The sequence below is a fragment of the Pseudomonas sp. zfem003 genome, from assembly GCF_032621675.1.
In the GTDB taxonomy this organism is placed as follows: domain Bacteria; phylum Pseudomonadota; class Gammaproteobacteria; order Pseudomonadales; family Pseudomonadaceae; genus Metapseudomonas; species Metapseudomonas otitidis.
Genome location: NZ_JAVYJG010000002.1, coordinates 506540 through 526437, shown reverse-complemented (window position 1 = coordinate 526437; position 19898 = coordinate 506540). Strand labels below are relative to the sequence as shown.

6 protein-coding genes are annotated in these 19898 nt (G+C 69.3%); 2 read left to right on the top strand and 4 right to left on the bottom strand.

The annotated features are described in order from the left end of the window. Positions 1-105: 105 nt before the first annotated feature. Positions 106-387, top strand: a complete 282-nt coding sequence (locus RTK35_RS05740) for a hypothetical protein (RefSeq protein WP_316907595.1) — start codon at positions 106-108, stop codon at positions 385-387. 9 nt (positions 388-396) lie between these two features. On the opposite strand, the gene RTK35_RS05735 is transcribed toward RTK35_RS05740, so the two are convergent. Beyond that, entirely contained in the window at positions 397-2388 is a 1992-nt protein-coding gene (locus RTK35_RS05735) for a sensor histidine kinase (RefSeq protein ID WP_316907594.1), read from the bottom strand. A gap of 134 nt (positions 2389-2522) precedes the next feature. Here RTK35_RS05735 and RTK35_RS05730 point away from each other — a divergent pair, with 134 nt between their 5' ends. Next, the gene (locus RTK35_RS05730) at positions 2523-3263 is read left to right on the top strand and encodes a response regulator transcription factor (protein ID WP_316907593.1); all 741 of its coding nucleotides are present in this window, start codon (positions 2523-2525) and stop codon (positions 3261-3263) included. Between the two features lie 6 nt (positions 3264-3269). Here the strand turns inward: RTK35_RS05730 and RTK35_RS05725 are convergent, their stop codons facing one another. The 3 genes from RTK35_RS05725 to RTK35_RS05715 all read right to left on the bottom strand — a co-directional run bounded on the left by RTK35_RS05725 (position 3270) and on the right by RTK35_RS05715 (position 19885). Next, entirely contained in the window at positions 3270-3953 is a 684-nt protein-coding gene (locus RTK35_RS05725) for a response regulator transcription factor (protein WP_107328328.1), read from the bottom strand. A gap of 184 nt (positions 3954-4137) precedes the next feature. Continuing rightward, the gene (locus RTK35_RS05720; protein WP_316907592.1) at positions 4138-5808 is read right to left on the bottom strand and encodes a ShlB/FhaC/HecB family hemolysin secretion/activation protein; all 1671 of its coding nucleotides are present in this window, start codon (positions 5806-5808) and stop codon (positions 4138-4140) included. Beyond that, positions 5795-19885, bottom strand: coding sequence for a leukotoxin LktA family filamentous adhesin (locus RTK35_RS05715; protein WP_316907591.1), 14091 nt, complete (start codon positions 19883-19885; stop codon positions 5795-5797). The genes RTK35_RS05720 and RTK35_RS05715 overlap by 14 nt, the downstream gene beginning before the upstream one ends. Positions 19886-19898: the final 13 nt, after the last annotated feature.

Sequence of the window (19898 nt, the reverse complement as noted above, 5' to 3'; positions counted from 1 at the left end):
CATGAGCCCGCTTCGCGCCGGCTCGCCCATCTCGGACATCCGTGCTCCACCCGGCCTTCCCGCAAGGCCCCTCCGAGTGCCACAGAACGAAGAGAGGACCACCCCATGAAACGCACTGCCCTGCTGCTCGGCGCCACCCTGCTGGCGTCCCCCCTGGCCTTCGCCGACGACCTCTGCACCCTCAACCTGCAGAAGATCAGCGACCAGCTCGCCACCGCCGCCACCCTCGGCGATCCGCTCAAGCAGGAAGTCCAGGACCTGCGCGCCAAGGCCGAACAGGCCAAGACCCACGGCGACACCGAAGGCTGCATCAGCGCCTCGAACATGGCCCTGCAACGCCTGCAGCGTCCCAACACCGACGGCGGCAGCGCCGGCGCGTCGCAGTAACGTCGGGGCTCAGGCCGGCACCGCTGCGCCTGCCACCGGCAGGTGCAGGCGGAAGCAGATGGGACCGTCGTCGCCCCGGCTCTCCAGCACCAGGCTGCCGCCGTGCAGTTCGGCGATGCGCTTGACCAGGTAGAGCCCCAGCCCCGCCCCCGGTGCATGCTGCGCCTGGGTGCCCCGGAAGTACTTCTGGAACAGCAACGGCGCCTGGTCAGCGGGAATCGCGGGCCCGCCATTGAACACCCGCACCTCCAGCCGGTCCGCCACCTCGTCGACCTGGACACGCACCGGCGTCTCCATTGGTGCATGGCGGTCGGCGTTGGCCAGCAGGTTGCGCAGCGCCACCCGCAGCAGCCCCAGGTCGACGTCCAGCAGTCGAGGGCGCGCCCGGTAGTCGACCTGCAGGCGCCCCGGCGGGAAGTCCGCCAGGCTGCTCGCGAGCAGCTCGTGCAGGTCATGGCTGGCGCGCCGCAGCTCCATGGTCGACTCAGCCATGCGGTCGTGGTTGAGGTAGTCGTCCACCAGCGTCATGAGCCGGTTGGACGCCTCGCGGATATTGCGGCAGCGCTGCTCGTTGCGCTCCGGCGCAGCGTCCAGGTTGCGGGCGATCTGCTGGGCCGAGGTACCGATGATCGCCAGCGGCGTGCGGAACTCGTGGGACACCATCGCCACGAAGTCACGCTGCTGCTCGCGCATCTGCTTCTCGTGGCGCAACGACTCGCGCAACTCCTCCTCCAGCCAGGTACGCCGGCGGATCTCCTCGCGCAGCTCGCGGGTGCGCACGGAAATCTGCGACTCCAGCTTGGCATTGTGATCGTGCATCAGCTGCTTGAAGGCCGACTGTGCCCGGCGCTTCTCCACCTTCAGCCGGCGGTAGTGCTGGATGATGCGCATGCTCATCAGGCCCATGTGCAGCAGGGCCCCGATGGCGACTGCGTTGTCGGTGAAGAAGGTCGCCGGTACATAGCCCAGGTTGCGCAGGAAGCTGACGCCGATCCCCAGGTAATAGATGCCGAACAGCAGCAGGAACGAGCGTGCCGGCCGGTGCCCCTGCACCATCAGCCATACGGCCAGCCCGATGAACAGCGGAATGCTCAGCAGCACGGCGACCTGGTTCAGCGGCGCGCCCAACTGGTAATGGCCGGCCAGCACCAGCAGCGACGAACTCACGCCGATCACCACCGACAGCACCGTTACCGTCCGCCGCAGGCGCGGGTAGCGCCGCAGATCCAGTTGGCGCTGGGCGAAGATCAGCCCCACCGGCATGCCCAGGCCCAGGGCACAGCCCAGCAGCGGGTCGCTCAACCACATCGGCAGGTTGAACACATGCTGCGGCAGGCCCAGGGTAAGGCTCTCGATCCACACGCAGAAGCTCACATAGGCCAGGTACCAGCCACTCTCCGGCGCATGGGTCATGCGCCAGAACACGGCGTGGAAGAGGATCAGCGCCAGGTAGATGCCGAAGTACAGCCCGTAGCCCAGGTACTCCATGCGACTGCTGTGGGAGAACTGGGCCTGGGGCATCAGGCGCACGCTCACCGACATCGCGTTCTTGGACTTCAGGCGCAGCAGCACCACCCGCGGCTGGTCGGGCGTCAGCGCCAGCGGGAACACGGGCGAGCGATAGTCCACCCTCCAACGCTCCCGGCCGATCGCCTCACCGCCCTGCAGCACGCGGGGGCTGCCATCCAGGTCGTAGAAGGTCACCTCGTCGAGCAGCGGGTTGCTCAGCACCAGCATCCAGTGTGTCGGCGACGCGTCACCGGCCTGCACCACCAGGCGCAGCCAGATCACGTCGTGAACGAACCCCGCACTGAGGCTGCTCGGCAGGGGCCGCCAGCCCGACGACGCATTGGCCGTCTCGGCATCGAGCACGCCCCGGGGATCATCCAGGCGCTCCAGGTGCCCACCGGCACTGAGGCTCTTGTCCCCCAGCAGCAGAGGATCGGCCTGGGCGGGGGCCAGCGGCAGCAAGAGCAGCATCAGCAACAGAGCGCGGAACATCGAGTAATGGCCAAAAGCTATAAGCAAGAGCGCGATTCTACTCTGCCCGTAGGACATTGCTCAGATTTGCTCAGCCGTTGCCCTGGGCTGCTTGGCTAGCATCCCGCTCATCGCACCTCGCGCCGGCACATGCCATGACCCTGTCCAGCCCACTGCTCCTGCCGCCCTCACCGGCCTCACCGGCACAGATGCGCCTGCTGGTGATCGAAGCCTCGCCGGACGGCCTCGTGGACCTGGCCTCGGGCCTGCAGCCGATGGCCCGCAGCCTGATGACGAGCAACGCCGCCCAGTTGCAGGACGTGGAGATCGCCCTCTTCGCCCCCCACATCATCCTCCTGGAGGTGCGCCCCGACGACGGCCTGGAAATGCCCCTGGCCCGACGCATCCGTCGGCTCTGGCCCGGCGCTGGGCTGATCCTCGTCACCGAGCGCGCCCAGCTCGAGCAACGCCTGCAGGGCTACGCCCTGGGCGCCGATCACTGCCTGACGCGGCCCCTTCCGGATGTGGAACTGGCAGCCGTGACGGCCGCCCTGATGCGGCGCCTGTCGATGCAGGCCAGCCCCTGCGGGGACTGCTGGGTGCTGGACCCACGGCACCAGCAACTGATAGCCCCCGACGGCAAGACCGTCGAGCTCAGCCGCGCCGAATGCCAGGTGGTGGCCTGCATGCAGCAAGCACCGGAACGCACCGCGAGCCGTCGGAGCCTGGCGGAGCGGCTGGGCGAAAACTGGCTGACCTACGACGAACGCCGCCTGGAAGCCATCTTCAGCCGCCTGCGGCGCAAGATCCTCAGCTTCACCGGCCTGCCAGCCCCCATCCGTGCCTTGCGCAACCAGGGCTATGCCTTCACCGCCGCCCTGCTGCTGCGCCTGTGAGGGCGCTCAATCGACAATCTGTACCCGCTCGTAGAAGCAATAGCCGTTGTTGCGCAGGGTCTTGAGCGGCAGCTCCAGCCCCGTGGCCTGCTCGACATTGCGCCGCAGCCGGCGGATCTGGGTGTCCAGGCGACGCTGGTCGTAGGTCAGCCAATCCTCGCCCAGGGCCTCGACCACCTGCCGGCGGCTGACATTGTCGCCAGCGCTCGCCATCAGCCGTTCGAGCACCCGCATGTCCTGATGGGACAACCGCAGCATCCGCTGGTTGGGTGCGTACAACTCGCGCGGCCCAGCCTCCAGCCGCCAGGGCGAGGCCTCTCGCTGCAGGCCCAGACGCCGGCGCAGGGCTTCGAGCACCGCCGCCAGTTCCTCCAGGTCACAGCCCTTGGCCAGGTAGTGGTCCGCCCCGACACGGAAGCCCGACACCTTGTGGTCGGTGGTGCCGCGCGCGGTGAAGGCGACGATCCCCAGGGTGCTGCCGCGCTCGCGCAGGGCCTGGATCAGCTCCAGGCCATCGCCGTCGGGCAAGCCCAGGTCGAGCACCGCCAGGTGGTGCCGGCGCTCGTCGAATGCCAGGTTGAAGCCGGCCAGGTCCGTGGCCAGCGTCACCCGGTAACCGCAGTCACGGAGGAACTCGCCCAGCTCCTGGGCCATCACGGGTTCGTCTTCGAGCAGGATCAGTTCGAGCATTGCGGGAATCGACAGGCCGCCAAGGGGAAAGGCGCCCGTCGGGTTCTACGGGGAGCAGGCATCGCGGGCGGCGACGCAGTGTATCGAAAGGCTCCGGCATGGATAAAGGCCGCCCCCTCGCGGGGGCGGAAACGACGTGGCTCGGGTGGGCCACGCCTAAGCTGGAAGGTCGGTGTGGCCGGCCTCAAAGGACCTTGAACACCAGTTGCAGGTTGACGTACGCCGAGTCCTGGTCGGAGCGGACCTTGGTCAGCGGCACGCCCACCGTGGCCTCGCCGCTCAGGCGCGAGGTCACCTGCCAGTTGAAACCTGCGCCCACGCTGTCCAGCTTCTCCGGCTGGCGGAACGAGGAGTCGATGCGGCCGTAGTCGTAGAAGCCGAAACCGGTGAAGGTCGGCGTCACCCGGTAGTTGGCCTGCAGGTTGGAATACACCCCGCCGTCGCCGGCCAGCTCGCCCTGGCGGTAGCCGCGCACCGTGGACGCCCCGCCGATCTGGAACAGCTGGCTGGACGGCACGCCTTCCTTGCGCGAGTACTGCCAGCCACCGGAGGCGTTGAGGAACCAGCGCTCGTCCAGGGCCTGGTAGAGCTGCCAGTAGCCGTTCCACAGGTCGAACACCTCGCGCACCGTGGTGCCCTGCAGCTCGCTGCGTGCCTCCTGGTAGCCCACCCCGACCCGCAGCGAACGCCCCGGCGCCAGGTACAGCGCGGTGAGGTCGGCCTGGGTGCTCTTCACCCGGTTCTCGTTGAGGAACACATCGGAGATGTAGTTGCGGGTGCGCTGTTCGCCGTAGGTCAGCTGGCCGGTCAGCAGCCAGCGCTGGTTGCTCCACAGCGGGTGGCTGATGAACAGCGAGCCGTTCTTCGAATCGCTCTCCGAATCCAGGCTGCTGAACGGGCCGTAGATCACCTTCGCCCGGCTCTTGCCCACGCGCCCACCGATGCGGCCGCCCAGGTCGTTGAACGGCGCGTCGTAGGCCAGCATGCCGACGCCCGAGCCGCGCGAACCGGAGAAGAACGCCGAGAACACGTCATCGCGGCCCAAGGCACCGTAGTGGCGGTACATCAGCCCGCCGGTCTCCTCGCCGGTGGACTCGTAGCCGTGGTTGTTGGCGAACAGGTCCAGGCTGTTGGCCGGCGGCTCGTTGACGTTCACGTAGACGTCGGTCAGGCCGTAGCCTTTGCCCGGCTGCAGCGAGGCGGACAGGCTGCCCGAGCTGAGGCGGTTGAAGCGCGACAGCTCCTCCTCCAGGCGCTGCGGGTTCACCAGCTCGCCGGGCTGCACGGCGAGGCGATCACGGATGAAGCCGTCCTTCATGTAGTGGTTGCCTTCCAGTACCACCTCGCCGACCCGGCCTTCCACCAGTTGCACCCGCACCTGGCCGTTCTCGATGCGCTGCGGCGGCAGGATGGCCCGTGCCGTGGCATAGCCCTTGGCGTCGTAGAGGCGGTTCACCGCCGAGATCAGTTGCTGCAGCTCGGCGAAGCCGACCTTGCGACCCAGGTAGGGCTGCACCAGCGCCTGCAACTGCGCGGTGTCGAGGATCGCCGTTTCGCTGAACACCACCGACGCCAGCTCGAAGCTGAGCTGGGCGTTCTCCGGCAGTTTCTGGTCGCCCACCAGCGGCACCTTGAGCACCGGGGTGCCGTCATCGGCCTGGCCGGCCTGGCGATCCAGGGAGCGCTGCGGCTGGCGCAGCAACTCGGAGCTGATGGCGCCCGGCAGCGCGCCGGAGGGCAGTGCCTCGGCCTGGGCCAGGGTGCAGCCGAGCATCCCGGCAGCGCCGAGCAGGAAGGGCAGGCGGAGGGCGGTGGCGCGCAGGCCACCGCAGTTCAGGGGGTTAGATCGAGTCATCGTCGCTCTGGCTACCGAGGTTGACCGCCAGCGGGGCGGTGGAGAGTTCTTGGGCGGGCCGCAGCACCGGGCGGACCGGGTAGGCCGCCGAGAAGGCCGGCATGGCGCGGCCGTCGGCGGTGCTGCGAAAATCGGCGCTGAAGTGCGGACGGGCCACGTCGAAAGCGGCGAAGCCACTGGTCACCTGGTTGCGGGTGAACACGCCACGGGCCACGTCGAACCACATCGGCGCGCGGGAGCCGGTGGCACCGCGGGTCTCCAGGTCGAGGCTGAAGCCCTTCCAGGGGATGTAGTACTGGAAGTCGTGGTCGTAGCGCAGCGCCGGGGTGGTGTTGTCCATCAGCGCGGTCACGTAGCCGGTGGTCAGGTTCATCTGCTCGCCGATGGTGCCGTTGAGCACGTTGAAGCGCGTGGCATCGGAGCGCACGTCTGCCACCCGCGCCGCCAGCTGCTCGGCGCGGACATAGGGCGCAGCGCTCACCGCCAGGTCGACGCGGTCGGCCATGCCGCCGCCCAGGTGGGTGGCCCACAGGCTCAGCGGCGTGCTCTGCACGGTCTGGGTCACACGGCCACGGATGCTCTCGGCACGCAGCTCCAGGTTGCGCGCCACGCGCACGTCGTCCAGGTCCAGGTCGGTGGTGCCCAGCACCCCGTCGCCTTCGCCGATCACCCGCGCCGAGCCGGTCAGGGCGTGCACGCGCTGGGCATGGGCCTCGCGCAGCAGGTGCAGGTTGACGTCGCCCACCGGGGTCTCGGCGTTGAAGCGACTGGTGTGCAGGCGCACCGCCGTGGTCGCGTCACCCACGCCGGTGGCCGCCACCAGGTCCACCTGGCCGTCGGCTTCGTCGGTGGTACGGATCACCGAGTCCTCGTCGTCCATGCGGATCGACCCGGTCGCAGCGGTCAGGCCCACGCGGCCGTCGAGCACGCTGTTGCTCATCACCAGGTCGTTCTGGGTGGCGAGGATGTTGGCGCCCAGGCCGAACAGCCCCAGCGCGCCCTGCTGCTGCACCACCTTGAACGGATCGACTGCGGTGCCGATGTAGCCCGAAGTCTTGCCGTTGCCGTCCACCGCACGCAGGTTCACCAGGCCGCCGGTGAAGGTGGCGTGGTCGCCCAGGGACGAGAAGTTGCCGTGGTTGGCCACCAGGTTGGTCTCGCCCTTCACGTCGATCTTGCCGACCACCACGTTGCCGTTGAGCACCACCACGTTGGCGGTGCCCGGTGCCACCAGGCGGTAGACGGTGACCGGGTCGTTGCCGTTGTTGGTGACCTGGATCGGGTTGTCCGGCGAGCCGATGTTGCGCCCGGCGTCGATGTACAGGCCGCCGGTGACCGCGCCAGCCACGCCCTTGGCGGTCTGGTTGATCACGTCACGGCCGGCGTAGACGTAGAGGGTGCCGCCGACGGTGATGTCCTTGAGGATCACGTCCTGGGAGGTGCCGACGTGGTAGTCGCCCTTGGCGTCGATCACCACCGGGTCCTTGGCTTCCACCACCAGGTCGTAGCGCGGGCGCAGGGTCACGCGGACGGTGTCGCCATCCACCTGCTCGGCCTGCAGGGTGCCCGGCTTGGCTTCGGCGAGGAAGGCCAGCAGCTGGCTGGAGCTGTACTGGTTGCCTTCCGAGGACGACAGCTGGGTCACCAGCGGCAGGTAGTCGCCAGTCCGTTTGAGGGTGAACACCAGGGTCTCCGAGGCCGGCAGCGGCTGGGTCGGGTCGTTGTTCAGGCGGATCGAGCCCTGGGTCGCGGCGACGTTGGGCAGCGCACCGGTGGACGGGCGCTCCCCGGCCACGGCGCCGGCGTTGATCACCGTGCCCAGCATGCTCTTGTCCCACACCGCGCCATGGGTCATCTGCGCATACAGCGCGGACTGGGTGTCGAGGCTGTACTGGAAGCCGCTGTCGCGGGTCTGCAGCAGCCCCTGGTCGAGGCCCGGCGCGCCGGCCAGGAAGCTCTTCGCCTCCTGGTAGCGGGCCTTGATGGCGGTGTTGATCTCGGCATCGGTCGGTGCCCGGCCGAGGCTCGCCGCCACCTGCTCGCGGTACTGGGTCAGGCCCTGCTGGCTGAGGCTGAAGCTGCCGTCCGGGTTGCTGGCCAGGCCACGGATGGACCAGTACTCGCCGTAGTAGCGCTCCACCAGGTTCTCGTAGCCATTGATGGTGCTCTTGGCGTTGTCGGCGTCGGTGAGGCCCATGGCCTCCCACTCCTTGATCTGCGCCTGACGCTTGGCGTCCTGGGTCTCGCCCTTGGGCGCGGCACCGATGATCTGACCACTCGGGGTGTTCAGCTCGACGTTGCCGAACAGCGACTCGATGAAGCCCACCTTCATGTGCCCGCTGGCCTGGGTCAGGGTCACGCTGCCCGGGGCCGAGGCGTTGATCTCGTTGCTCTGGGTCACCAGCGGGCGGTTCACCCCACCGATGGAGCTGCCCGAGCCCGAGTGCAGGTTGAGCACGTCGCCGGCAATCGCCACCCCCGTGGTGTCGGCGTGCTGGTAGATGCCGCCGACGGCGTTGACGGTGACGTCACCGGTGGTCTGGATCGACTTGGCGTACACGTCGCCAGTGCTGTTGAGGAACACATCGCCCTGGCTCAGCGCGCTGATGGAGGCGCCGGCCACGCGGGAGTCGATGATGTTCAGGCCCTGGCTGGCGCTGCCGATGCCCTGGCTGGCGTTGAGTATCAGGTCCTTGCCCTGCAGCGAACCGCCGGCCTGCTGCAGCGAGCCGCCGGTCACGTCGAAGCGGCTGGTGCCGACGTTGTTACGGATGTCGCCGCCGACCATCACGTTGGAGGTGGAGTCCACCTTCAGCCGCGACTCGGTGTTGCCGACGAAGCGGATCGGGATGGCGTAGTCGGCCTTCACGCTGTTGGTGAGGGTCAGCTTGATGTCGTTGGCGACGTTGAACACGGTGCCGTTGTCGAAGCCACCCCAGTCGTTGTTGCCGTCATCGGTCACGGTGACCCGGGTGAAGCCGATCTCGCCGTTGGCCCACTGCATGAAGGCCTTGTCGTCGCCGGTGGCATCACGCACCACCACCTTGCCGTCGCCCACACGGTAGGACGAGCCGTCGGCGTTGGAGATCGCGCTCACCCAGCTGCCGAGCTTCTCGTCCATGTCGGTGGTGTCACCGGACACCGAGGTGCCGCCGCTGTAGTTGCGGGTCACGTGGTACTCGTGGGTCCACTCGTAGCGCGCGCCGGTCTGGGGTTTGTAGGTGAATTCGCGGTCGATGGTGCTGTCCAGCAGCGCGCCGGTCAGGCCGCTGGCACCGTTGGAGTCGTTGTAGACCGAGACGCTGGTCTGCCCCGCCTGGTTCACGTACCACCAGGTCTGCGCACGGCCGTCGCCCCAGGACTTCAGGGTGTCGGTGACGCGCACCACGCTCTGCCCGCCGTTGCCCAGGTCGATGTCCGAGAGCAGCAGGTCGTAGCCGGTGGTGTTGTTGATCTGCACGTCGCCATACCCGGAGTTGACCCGGATGTTGCCCAGCACGTTGGTGTTGATGATATTGCCGGTCAGCGACACCGAGCCACCGCCGGCGGCGTCGATGCGCTGCACCTGGATGCGGCGGTTGTCCGAATCCCAGTAGACCAGCGGCACCTCGTCGCTGCCGTCGAGGGCCGAGACGCTGTTCAGGCGCACCAGGCCGTTGCCGGCGGCGATGCTGCCGATTTCGTTGGCCACCGCACCGTTGAGGTTCAACGACCAGTCGGTGCGGCTGCCCACCTCGATGCCGGCGTTGATGTTGATGTTCTTGGCGTTGATCGCCAGGGCCCCGCCCACCCGCAGGGCGCTCTGCGCGGAACCGCTGGTATCGGCCTGGTTCAGCGCCACGTTGTTGCGGGTCCCCAGGGTGTTGAGGCCAACGTAGGTCCAGTTCCATACCCCCGTCACACAGTTGAGCCCGAGCACGCACGACAGGTCGTCCGCGTCCTGGTTGCCTGTGTAGATGTACTTGCCATCCTTGAAGTCCACCCGGTCGGAGGTGTCGGTGTCGTCGTTCTCCCAGTAGTCACGCACGATGCCGCCGACGATGACCTGCTGATCCCGCCCATCGCCACGGCCGTAGCGGCGGATCAGGAAGTCGGTGAAGGCCTCCGCGTCGGTGTACTTGAGGGAACCATCGGCGTTGGTGTTGTAGACGGCGTTGGCGGCGTACTCGGCAATCGCATCGGTGACCGAACGGCCGTTGAGCAGGCCACGAACTTCCGGCGACAGGTTCCTGATGATGGTGGCCCATTCCGCCTGCACCGAGGCCAGGTTCCAGGTACGCCCCGGCAGGTTCACGAACAGGTCGCCGTTGGGCACGTTCATGCTCAGCTGGTAGCTCTCGATGGTGGCGAACTGCGAGACGTTGCCCGAGACGTTGCTCAGCGCGGTGTTGCCCTTGAGGTTCTGGATGTCACCGAGCACCAGAATGGCCGGCGCAGGGCTGGTGTTGCCGGCCTGCTGGGTGTCGTAGGTGTTGCGGATGACGATCGAGGGCACGCTCGGGCGCTGGTTGGCGTCGTAGAAGTCCGACTGCGAGCGCCCCACCTCGGTCAGGCGCGCACCGCTGTTGCCGAGCTTGGCAGCACCGGTGGAGGTGATGGTGCCGGTGCCCGCGGCCGAAACCAGGATGCCGTTGGTCACCAGGTAGTCGTCGGAGCTGTTGTGGATCACCACGGTGGGTGCGCCGTAGGCGGTCAGGTCGGCACCGGACTGCTGGATGCGGTCGGCCCCCACGCGGATGTCACCGGCACCGGCGATCAGGTCGTTGACGATCAGGCTGTCCACCGAAGTGGTGCCATCGGCGCCAGCCCCGAGGGACTTGGCGGTGCTGGCGCGCATCTGGGTGTACAGGGCGATCTGCTCGCTCAGGCGGGCGTGCTCGCTGGAGCCCGGGGTCAGCCCGGCCAGTTGCTGGTTGAGCTGGGTCAGGGTCGCGTCGATCTGCGCCAGCGGACGGAACGCATTGGCACTGCCAGCCTTGGAGACGCTGTAGGTCAGGTCGCCCAGGGAGGACACCACGCGGGCGGTCTGGCCGTCCCAGTAGAGTTCCTGGCGGTTGGCCACGCCAGCCACCACCTTGGCGTTGGCCAGGTTCAGGCTGGCCAGCTGGTTGACCTTGTTGGAGCGCACCGTCTGCTCGCTGGAGAACAGCGACAGGTAGGGGTTCTTGCCGGTGCCGCTGCCATCGGCGGAGACCTTGCCGTTGGTGGCGACCAGATCGACGTTGCGCACCGAGCGCACCTGGTTGTTGTTGCCCAGGATCAGGTCGTTGGTGGTGCTGGCCACGGCGTCCACGTCGAGCACAGCGGTCACCGGCACCAGGGTGTTGTTCACCACCAGGGTGTTGGCCTTGGCGCGGATGTCGTTGGACAGGTTGCCGTCGCCGCTCTGGCCGGCGCGCAGGCCGATGTTGCCGTAGCCCAGCAGGTCGGCGTTGGCACCGAAGCGCACCAGTTGGCTGGCGGTCAGGTCGATCTTCGAGTCGCCGCCACCGGCGCCCACCAGGCCGAACACGTCCACGCGGGCATCGGTGCTGGCGCGGGTGTCGCTGTAGCTGCCGACCTGCAGCAGGCCGCTGCTGCGCAGGTTGGCGTTGTCGCCCACCAGCACCTGGTTGTTCACCGTCACCTTCAGCTCGGTGCCGGCGTAGGGCGCAGCGATGGCACCACCGGCCCTGAGCCGGCCAACGTCGGCCACGCGCATGGTGTTGTGCGCATTCATGCGCAGGTGGCCCTTCTCCACGTCCAGCGGGCTGCCGTTGGTGGCCAGGTTCACGTTGTTGCCCAGCAGGATGCGGCTGCTGTCACGGATGGCGTTTTCCACCAGCACGGCGCTGCCGGTGAGCACGCCACCGGAGCCGGAGTAAGCATCGGCGCCGCCCTGGGTGATGCTGTGGGCCTCCACATCGAGGCCTTCGCGCCCAGCCAGGCGCGCGCCGTCGCGGAACTGCACCTGGGTGTCGGCGCCCAGGGACAGGTCGATGAAGGTGCCGGAGGCACCGACGGCGGCGGCCTGCAGCGAGTCGCTGTCGGCGTCGTAGTCGAGCTGGTGCTCGGCCTTCACGTTGGCCTTGCCGCTCTGCAGGGCGGTGCTGCCCAGCACCTCCACGGCGGTGGTGCTGGAGGCCTCCAGGTCGAGGGTGGAAGCGCTGCCGGCAATCACGCCGCCGCTGCCGGCCACGGCGTCACCGGTGATGCCATTGGTGCCGGCGGCGGAGAGGTCGAGGGTGCCGTCCACCCGGCCGCTGGCGCCGAAGCGTACGCGCTGGGCGGCATCGATGTCGGCCTTGCCGACGTTGGCGCCCATGGCCAGGGCACCGCCCACGGCGATGCCAGTGGAGTCGGTCTTGACCCGGGTGGCGTCGCTGGCCTTCACCGCCGCATTGCCGGTGATCGCCAGTTGGCTGCCCTCGCCCACCTGGGCCAGGACGTCGGTATCCAGGTCGGAGGCGGCCACAGTGGCGTTGATGCCCATCAGCACGCCACCGGTGGCGCCGGTGGCCTTGGCCTCGGCGCTCTGGTCGCGGGTGCGCTGGGCGGACGCGGTGACCTCCAGCGAGGCCGCGCCGATGTTCACTGCTCCTGTGCCGGCTTCGACCCCATTGTTGACCTTGGCGGTGGCGACGCTGGCACCGATGGCCCCGCTGCCGATGCTGGCGCCGAAGGCCAGGGCACGGGTCATCGGGTCGGTGCTGGCGCGGATGCCGACGCCGTTGCGCGCCAGCAGCAGGCTGCCGTCGCCGGCCCAGGCGCGGGCCTTGGTGGTGTCGCTGGCGGTGGCGACCACTGCGTTGCCGGCGAGGATGCCGCCGCTGGCCCCCACGGCCTGGGCGTTGTTGGTGGAGCGTGCGGTGGCGTCGACGGCGACGCTGCCGGCCGTCACCTGAACGTTCCTGCCCAGCAGTGCCTGAGCCTGGCCGGCGCTGCTGGTGGTGGCGACGCTGGCCCCGACGGCCACGCCACCCACGGCGACGCCGACGGTTTCGGACTTCAGCGCATGGTCCAGCCGCGCGCCGACCTGCAGCGCGCCACCGGTGGTGATCTTCGCCCCGTCGAGCACCTGGGCGGTGGTGCTGCTGGTCTTCTCGCTGACGGCCACGGCGGCCCCCAGCCCGACCACGCCACCGCCGCCGGCCTGGGCCTTGGCTTCGGTGGTGCCGCCCTGGGCGTCTTCGGCCTGGATGCTGAGGTTGCCGCCGGCCTTGGCCACACCGCCCAGCTCGGCCAGGCTGCGGTCACCGACGTTGATCACCGCCACGCCTGCACCGGCGCCGACGGCACCGGCGGCCACACCGGCCGCCTCGCTGGCCGCATCGGTGGTGTTGCGGGCGCTGACGGCGATGTTGCGGCCGGCGTCGAGGGTGGCGTTGCCCACCCGCGCAGCGGCGGAGTACTGGGTGCTGTCCGGGCTGGCCAGGAAGGTGCTGTTGGGGCTGACGCTCTGCTGCCGCGCGTTGATGTCGGCCTGCAATTGCGAGGCACCGGCGAACTGGTTGCCCATCTGCCCGTTGAGACCGGAGTTGCGGCCCACCTGCTGGGCGTTGCCCAGGCTGTTGTCGAGGCTGCCGGTGGCATTGGAGGACGCCCCGGAAGCGACGCTGACCACCGAGACGCCCGCCCCGGCGCCGACGTAGCCGCCACCGGCGGCCGCGATGGAGGCGGAGTCGATGTCACGGTCGTTCTCGGCGCTGACGCTGATGTCGCGGTCGGCGTTGACCACCGCGCCGTCACCGACGCTGGCCACGGCGCCGCTGCGCACCACCTGCACGTCGGCACCCGCGCCGACGCCGGCCACACCGCCGGCACCGACGGTGCCGAGCACACTGGTGGTGTCGAGGCTGTCGCGGGCATGGACGCGCACGTCCTGCTGGGCGCCGTCCTGGCGGGTGTTGACCTGGGAACCGGCGCCGATGCCGGCCAGTGTCTGGCCGGTGGAGGTGAGCACGTTGACGGTGCCGGCCACGCCGGCGGTGCCGCCACCGGCACCGGTGAAGGCGACGACGTCGATGTCCTGGGCCGCCTGGGCGTCGACCTGGGTCAGGCCGGCCGCGTCCAGGCGGGTGTTGCCGGAGGTACCGGCTTCGGTGCGCTGGTCGAGGTCGGTGACCACCACGGTGGCCCCCACACCGGCCACGCCGCCCCCGGCCACGCCGCCGGCGACGATGTTCAGGTCATTGTCGGCATCGGCCGCGATCTCGATGCCGCCGCCCTGGCTGTGCAGGCTGGAGCCGTCCACGCGGCTGCGCACGGCGCCGTCCAGGGTGGTGACGGCCACCGAGCCATTGACCCCGGCGCTGCCGCCGAGGGCGGCGCCGACCACCACGGCATCCAGGTCGTGGGTGGCGCGGGCGTTGACACCGATGTCGCCCTGGGCGGTCAGGTTGGCGGCACTGACGCGCGCCTGGGTGTCGTGGTCGAGGGTATTGGTGGTGACCGAAGCGCCCACGCCGGCGGAACCGCCGCCCGCGCCCGCACCGTTGCCGGTGGTGACGCGGGTGTGGTGGTAGGCGCCGACCTGGGTCGCTGCCTGGCTGGTGACGCTGGCGTCATCGATGGCGGCCAGGGTGGCGCCGCCGGCATGGTTGACGGTGACCGCGCCGGACACGCCGACGCTGGAGCCGCCACCGACACTGGCGGCCACGGTGTTGATCTCGTCGGTGCTGCTGGCGATCACGCCCACGCCATTGAGGCTTTCCTGACGGGTGCGGTCGCGCAGGTCACGACTGGTGTCGCCGTCGAGCTGGCCGTTGTCCACCTGCACGGCGGTGCCCTGGCCCTTGGCCGTGAGCTGGGTGCCGCTGCCGCTGACGCGGGCGGTGGTGGTGCCATCGAGCTGGTTGACCGCCACGGCGCCGGCCAGGCCGACACCGCCCATGCCCACGCCGAGGGCGCCGGCCACGGTTTCGATGTCGCTGTCGGAACGGGCGCTGAGCAGCAGGCTGCCGTCGGTGCTGGCCTTCACGCCGCCAGCCAGCTCGGCCAGGGTGCTGCCGCCGGCCATGTTGACCGCCACCGAACCGGCCACGCCGGTGGAGCCGCTGGCGCCGGCACCGGCGGCCAGGGTTTGCAGCTGCTGGTTGCGCAGGGCGCTGACCCGCAGCAGTTCGCCTGCCTGCAGGACGCCGCCGTGGGCACCGGCATAAACACCGCCGAGGATTTTGTTGTACGAGCCGGCCAGGCCGATACCGGCGCCTTGGCCGCCGTAGGCCAGAGCACCCGTCAGGCTGCGGATGCGCGAGGCGTCCTGGGCGTCGATGCTCAGCGCACCACGGCTGACCAGGGTGCTGTCCTGGCTGCTGGCGCGGGTCTGGTTGTCGATGGTGTTGATGGCCACCGAACCGGCCACCGCCGGACCGGACTGGGCAGCCACGGCACCACCGGCCACCAGGGCGTTGATGTCGCCGTCCTGGCGCGCCTTGAGCTGGGCGCTGGCGGCCTGCACGTTGCTGTTGAGCAGTTCGGCGGTGACGCGGTCGCTGATGGTGTTGTAGCCGAAGCTGGCCCCGATGGCGCCGCCACGGCCGATGGCCGCCGAGCCGCTGGCGTTCCAGATGGTGCTGGCGTTGTGGGCGTCGACGGTGAGGCCGCCGCCGAGCACCAGGCCCTGGCTGCCGCTGACGGCGGCGCGGGTGTCGTGGTCCAGCTCGTTGATGGAGACGGCGCCGTCGAAGGCGTACTTGTTGGAGTAGCCCATGGCGGCGGCCACCGACACCAGGTCGGAGGTGTCGCTGGCGCTGACGTCCAGGCTGCCATTGCTGTGCAGGCCGCGCAGGTTGTCCACCTCGGCCTCGGTCGCCCCTTCGATGTGGTTGATCGACAGGCCTGCACCGACCCCGGCCTTGCCGCCGTAGGTGACGGCACCGGCCACGGCGTGCAGGGTGGAGTCGTCACGGGCGGCGACCTTGGCGCCGTCGGTGGCGGTGACGTCGCCGTCGGCCAGGCGCGCGCGGGTGGTGGCGTCGATGTTGTTGACGCTGACCGAACCGGCCACCTGGTAGCTGGTGGCCGAGGCGCTGGCGGAGACGCCGGCGGAAATCGACAGGGCGCTGCTTTCGTTGTCCGCCTGGACATCCACGCTGCGGCTGGTGACGTGGCCGGTGGCGGCCAGCTCGGCCTCGATGCGCGAGTCCACGCTGTTCTGCGTGTAGGCGCCGGCCAGGCCGACGCCGTCGCCGGTGTTGCGGGAAACGGCAGCACCGCCGGCAATGGCGTGCAGGGCGGTGTCGTCGCTGGCCTGGACGTTGACCGCGCCGGCGGTCAGGTCCAGGTCGTCGGTGACGCGGGCGCTGACCCGGTTGTCGACGGTGTTGACCGCCGCCGAGCCGGAGATGTTGACGCCGAAGGCGCCGCTGCCATCGCGGGCCTGGGGCTGGCCGGGCTTGGCCGGGGCCGGCGGGGCGGTGAGGGCGACGGAGAGCGCGTAGTTGCCGATGCGGCCATCGGCGTCGGCCTTGACGTTGAGGTCGCCGTCGGCGCGGGTGCTGCCGGCCGCCAGGTGGGTGTCGCGGCTGCCCAGCCAGGCTTCGGTGGTGCGGTCGATGTCGTGCACGCCGGTGGCCACGCCCGCGGCGCGGGTGGTGGTGCTGACCACGCCGCCGGTGATGGTGAGGGCGTCGGTCTCGTCGCGGGCGCTGATGTCGATGTTGCCGTTGCCGCCGTTGGCGCGGGTCACGTCCAGGTGCGCGCCGTCGTCGATGCCGGCGCGGGTGGTGTTGTGCAGGCCGGAGACCGACACCGAGCCGCTGAGGGCATTGGAGCCGTTCTTGGAGCCGGCGACGGCGTAGTTGATCAGGTCGATGTCGGTGACGGCCTGGACCTTGAGGTCGTTGGCGTGCAGGTCCACGGCGCCCACGGTGGCCTCGGCCTGGTGGGTGTAGTTGCCGACGATGACGCCCGCGCCCATGCCGTTCTTGGCACCGCCGGTGTTGAACACCGCCGGGTCGGCGGTGACGTTGAGCATCTGCGATTCGGTGCGCGCCTGGATGTCGACGATCTGCTGCTGGCCTCGGTAGGCCGCGTCCTGGTTGATGCGCACGCCATCGGCGACGTCGACCTTGGCGGAGAGGCCGACGTCGTTGATGTTGACCATGCCGCTCAGGGCGTTGCCGCTGTCCTGGGCGTTCTCGCCGGAGACGGCGGCGGTGGCGTTGACCCAGGTGCTGAAGAGCTGGTCACCGGCGCTGACGGTGTCGACGAAGTCACCGATGCTGTCGCTGCCGAAGCCCTTGATGACGTTGGACAGGCGGCTCTGGTCCAGCCACGGCAGGCGGGCCTTGGAGGTCAGCGAGAGGGTCTTGAGGGCGTCCAGTTCCGCGCCCGGGCGCACGTTGAGGACGGCGGTGTTGTTCTGGGTGCTGATGAGGATGGCCACCGACGCGGCGTTTTCCTTGCCGGTGCTCTCGGTGTCCAGGCTGAACGGCTTGGCGGCGGCCTTCTGGTCGGAGATCTCGGTGGCGACAGTGCTGTTCAGCGCGTCGGTCACCTCGGCGCTGAGTGCGGCGTTGTTGCCGGCCTTGACCCTGGCCTGGCTGCCCAGCTCCAGGCTGGCGTTGTTGTCGTGGTTGACGTAGGCGACGGCGCCGGCCATGCCGAGCTTCTTGAGGAAGCCGTCGGTGTTCTCGTCCTTGTTCTGCTCGCCGGCCTTCTCGGTGGTCTTGCCGAGGAAGGACTTCATGCCGTCCACCAGCTTGTTCACCGCATCGCTCTGCAGCTTGGCGACGCGGGTGCCGAGGTTGTCGCCCAGCAGCACGGTGGCGCTGTGCTGGTTCTTCACGGTGTTGACGGTGGCGGCCAGCTTGGCGTCGTGGCCGGCTTCGAGGGTGCCGTTGAAGTGGTTGCGCGCATCCAGGTCGGAGATGGCCACCAGCACGGCGATGCCCACGGCGCCTTCGCTGTCGCCGGCGATGGCGGCGACCTTGTAGGTCTTGTTCTGCTCGGCCAGCACGCTGGCGTCGCCAGCGGCCTTGATCAGGCTGCCGGCACCGACGGTGGTGTCGGCGGTGCCGTCGGCGTAGGAGACGTTGGCGGTCACGGTCACCGGCAGCTTGGAGGACACCTTCATCGCCTTGACGCTGGTGTCGACGGTGGTATCGGACTGGCTCTTGAGGGTGACGTCGCCGGCCTGGGACTCGATGCGGGCATTCTGGCCGACGTTGAGGGAAGCGTCGGTGCTGGTCACGGCGACCACGGCACCGACGTGCAGGCCGCGCACTTCGGCCTTGGCGTTGGTGGCGGCATGGGCGGCGATGTTGACGTCGCCGCTGCCGACGATGGTGACGCGGTCACCGATGTTGACCTTGGCCTGGGCGTCCAGCACCTGCACGCCGGCCAGCAGGCCGTTGCCGACCAGGGTGTCGATCAGCCCCTCGAAGAAGCCCTTCTGGCCGGCGGCGGCCTGGTCGGGGGTGATGGCGCCGGACTTGAGCAGCGCTTCGCGCTGGCTGGCCATCTGCTGGTCGGTGAGGACCTGGGCGATGGGGTTGCCGTCGGCGTCGTAGGCGTTGTACAGGCCCTGCTCGGAGAGGCTGTCGGTCAGCGCGGTGGAGGACTCGGCGGTGATGTTGACCTTGCGGCCGCGGACCTCGACGCCCTGGCCGAGGCTGATCTCGGTCTTGTTGCTGCCGACACCGACCTGCACGCCGGGGGTGATCAGCGCGCCTTCGGTGGCGGTGGCCTTGAGGGTGATGTCGCCGCCCTGGTAGGCGCTGGTGTTGGTGTGGGCATAGAGCTTGGCGTTGTCGCCGAGGACGATGCTGGGCGCTTCGAGGGTGATGTTGCCGGAGTCGCCGATGGAGACGGCATCGCGGTGCTGGTCCTGGGTGGCGGTCTGGGCGTTGGCGATGTTGCGGGTGGAGACCATCACGCCGTCGGCGAGGCTGATCTTCTTCGAGGCCTGCAGGGTGTAGTTGGCACCACCGAGGCGCTGGTCCTGGGCGACGTTGATCTCTTCGGGGTCGATCAGCACGCTGCCGGCCTTGCCGCCCTGCCCGGCACTGGCTTCGAGGCTGCCGGCCCAGGTGACGGTCTTGTCGGCGGACAGCTCCACCGAGCCGCCGTCCCCGCTGCGGCCAGCATTGGCCGCGACGGTGGCCCCCTGGGCGAGGGTGGTCTGCTGCTTGGCCTTGACCACGACCTGGCCACCATCGGAGTGCTCGCCCTGCCCGGAGGCGGACACCCGCGCGCCCTGGCCGATGACGATGTCGTGGCCGGCACGGATCTCCACGCTGCCGGCCTGCTGGCCGGCAGCGCCGTCGGCCACCACCTGGCCGTTCACGTTGACGTCATGGGCGGCGACGATGCGGATCTCGCCATTCACTTCGGTGAGGGCGGCGCCACTGTCGAGGCCGTCGATGTTCACCAGTTGCTCGATGCGCGGCAGTGCCTGCTGGCCACTGGTGAGCTGGGCGCCGGCGGCGATGCCGACGTCATGGGCGCTGAGGGTGATGCCGTTCTTGGCGTTGACCTGGCCGCGCACGGACACCAGGCCGCTCTCGGACAGCGGCAGGTTGCCGGCCTTGAGCTGGGCCACGGCCTGCTCGTCGATGCGGCCGTCGGCGCCCAGCAGGCGCTCCAGGGAAGCGGTGTCGGGGGTGGTGACGGTGAGGGAGCCGACGTTGATCACGCCCTGCTCGCCCACCACCATGCCGTGGGGGTTGGCGAAGTAGATGTCGCCGCCGATCTGGCCGTTCTTGTAGCCGTTGAGGATGCCGTTGATCTCGCTGCGCTGGTCACGAACGATGTTGATCAGTGCGTTGGCCGAGTCCGGCACGTAGAGGTTGGCGGTCTCGCCGCTGCCGACGTTGAAGCGCGAGAACGAGTTGAAGCCGTTGCCGCCCTGGATGGTGCTGGTGCGGATGTCGGTCACCTGGCCGTTCTGGGTGACGGTGGTGGCCGTCCGCCCATCGGTGACTATCCCCTGGGCGTGCGCGCCCGGCGTCACCAGCACGGCACTCAGGGCCAGCACGCCGGCGCCGCTGGCGCTCTTGCTGGACTTGGTCTTGCCCTGCCGCGTGGTGTGCTCCCCCACGACTTGCCAGACCCCTTTGGCGTGGTTCCAGATGGTGCGATAGACGTGGTTCATATGCGCGCAATCC

Bases quoted from the DNA above. Each gene is read 5' to 3' on its own strand.
- RTK35_RS05740 (WP_316907595.1), top strand. From the start codon at position 106: ATGAAACGCACTGCCCTGCTGCTCGGCGCCACCCTGCTGGCGTCCCCC.
- RTK35_RS05735 (WP_316907594.1), bottom strand. From the start codon at position 2,388: ATGTTCCGCGCTCTGTTGCTGATGCTGCTCTTGCTGCCGCTGGCCCCC.
- RTK35_RS05730 (WP_316907593.1), top strand. From the start codon at position 2,523: ATGACCCTGTCCAGCCCACTGCTCCTGCCGCCCTCACCGGCCTCACCG.
- RTK35_RS05725 (WP_107328328.1), bottom strand. From the start codon at position 3,953: ATGCTCGAACTGATCCTGCTCGAAGACGAACCCGTGATGGCCCAGGAG.
- RTK35_RS05720 (WP_316907592.1), bottom strand. From the start codon at position 5,808: ATGACTCGATCTAACCCCCTGAACTGCGGTGGCCTGCGCGCCACCGCC.
- RTK35_RS05715 (WP_316907591.1), bottom strand. From the start codon at position 19,885: ATGAACCACGTCTATCGCACCATCTGGAACCACGCCAAAGGGGTCTGG.